3 protein-coding genes are annotated in these 2,009 nt (G+C 63.6%); 2 read left to right on the forward strand and 1 reads right to left on the reverse strand.

The genetic code is table 11. From position 1 onward, the window contains the following. The first annotated feature begins 17 nt into the window (after positions 1–17). Positions 18–146 (forward strand): hypothetical protein, encoded by a 129-nt coding sequence (locus Q0176_RS11235; RefSeq protein ID WP_366797245.1) that lies wholly within the window; start codon positions 18–20, stop codon positions 144–146. Positions 147–381: 235 nt separating this feature from the next. Next, the gene (locus Q0176_RS05890; RefSeq protein WP_299300192.1) at positions 382–1,644 is read left to right on the forward strand and encodes a serpin family protein; all 1,263 of its coding nucleotides are present in this window, start codon (positions 382–384) and stop codon (positions 1,642–1,644) included. Between the two features lie 134 nt (positions 1,645–1,778). On the opposite strand, the gene Q0176_RS05895 is transcribed toward Q0176_RS05890, so the two are convergent. After that, a partial coding sequence (locus tag Q0176_RS05895) for a hypothetical protein (protein WP_299300194.1) occupies positions 1,779–2,009 on the reverse strand: 231 nt, incomplete at its 5' end.

A 2,009-nucleotide genomic window follows, 5' to 3' on the forward strand; every position in this document is an offset into this window, starting at 1 on the left:
GTCCCATCGACAACGGCATTCTTGAGGGGATCGACGGCTCGATCCAGGCCTGTAAGGCAAGGGCCGGAGGCTACAGGTGCAATGAGAACCTCATTTCGATGATTTACCTCATCGCAGGAAAACTACAGATAGGCCTACCCACTTAAAAAGCGAGAAGCCCTTTTTCGGAGGGCTCCGTCCGTAGAAAACTCCATGAAGGATCGGCCCCATGGGACTACAATGGCCTCATCATCGATCGAGGCGTTGCGGTCCCTTTTTCACTTCCCCTTGCCGTGCCGTCGTTTTTGCCTGCCCTGCCTGAGAATGACTGGGAAGGAGCCATGCAGGCAGGCGGCGAGTTCGGCATAAACACTGGCAAATGATGAATGGAGGCGCTTGCGTATGCTGCAGTTTACGAGGTACTTTTTGGGGGCGGCGAAGGTCGCTGCGTTCTGCCTGTTCTCCCTGGCGTGCCTGACGGCGGCGGAGAACGCGGCCGCGGCGGGGCCCGGCGAGGCCGAAAAAACGCCCCCCACTCTCTCGGCCGCCCGTGCCATTGACGGGTTTGCCCTCCGCGCGGCGGCGGAGTTTCGGAAGTCAAACGGGGACTTCTTCTTCTCCCCCTACAGCATCCTGTCCGTGCTGGGCATGGCCTACGAGGGCTCCGCAGGCGTAACCCGCGAGGCGATGGCGAAGGCGCTCTCCTTGGACGACGGCTTTCATGCGTCCCTTGGGGCCCTGTCCGCCGGGCTGCGGGAGCGGATGGACGGACAGGAGGGGCAGCCGGTCCTGAACGACGCCAACCGCGTGTGGCTGATGAAGGGGCTGACGCCCCGAAGCGGGTTCAGCGACGTGCTGAGCCGGGACTACGGCGGAGCGGCGGAGGAGCTGGACTTTAAGGATGCGCCGGAGGAGGCCAAACAAAGGATCAACGGCTGGGTGTCCGACAGGACGAAGGGCCGCATCAAGGACCTGATCCTCGACGTACCGAAGGACACTCGCATGATCCTGACGAACGCCGTGTACTTCAAGGGACGGTGGCTTCGCCCCTTCAGTCCGGAGCTCACGGTTCCGGAGCCATTCCATGTCTCGGAAACGGAGTCGAAGGATATCCCCATGATGAAGGCGGACGAGGAGTACCTCTACGCGGAGGCGGAGGGGGTGAAGCTCCTGAAACTGTCCTACGGCGGGTCCGCCAGTATGCTGCTGGCCATGCCGCAGCAGGGTGCCATGGACGAGTTGTTGAAGGACCTCGCCCATCGCGACGGGCTTGACCTCATCCGCCGCTGGCAGGCTTCCATGACCAAGCACCAGGTGGACGTGTGGCTGCCCAAATTCAAGATGGAGGAACGATACGAGCTGAAGGAGCTCCTGACGGCGTTAGGGATGGGGCAGGCCTTCTCGGATGCCGCGGACTTCTCCGCCATGACGGAGGACAAAGAGCCGATCTGCATCGGCAGCGTCGTGCACAAGACGTTCCTGGAGGTGGACGAGGAGGGGGCCGAGGCCGCAGCGGCCACGGGCGTGACGATGGTTTATGCCACGGCCCTGCCCCCGCAGGAACCGCCGCGCGCGGAGTTCCACGCCGACCGGCCCTTCCTGTTCTTCATCCTGGACGACGCGACGGGAGCGATCCTTTTTATGGGGACGCAGAGCTTTAAGTGACCCGTCAAGGGCCCCGTTGGATTCAAAAGCCCCTGTGGGGCAGTCCCCCTTGCATAAGCAGACTGCCAGCGAACGCAGTGAGCTGTGCAGGTCGGCTGGTTTCTTCATCAGGTGGGCCCGTAGGGCCGGAGGGGTCATCCCCTCCGCCGCAGCACAACGGGGATAGCCGCAGCGAGCAGCAGCCAGCCCAACGGGCGGATGTGCGGCGGGGCTTGGGTACTACTGGCGGCGAGGTCGGCGAGGTCGGCGGCGAATGCTTCGCGGTGCATTTCTTCCAGCTCGGCGGCGATGGTGCGGTCGGCGGCGATGTGCGCGGGCAGCAGTTCGGTGTGGCCGTGCAGGCGGCTGAGGGCAAGGTAGAGGTC

It is taken from the genome of uncultured Fretibacterium sp. (genome assembly GCF_938040765.1).
Classification (GTDB): Bacteria; Synergistota; Synergistia; order Synergistales; family Aminobacteriaceae; genus CAJPSE01.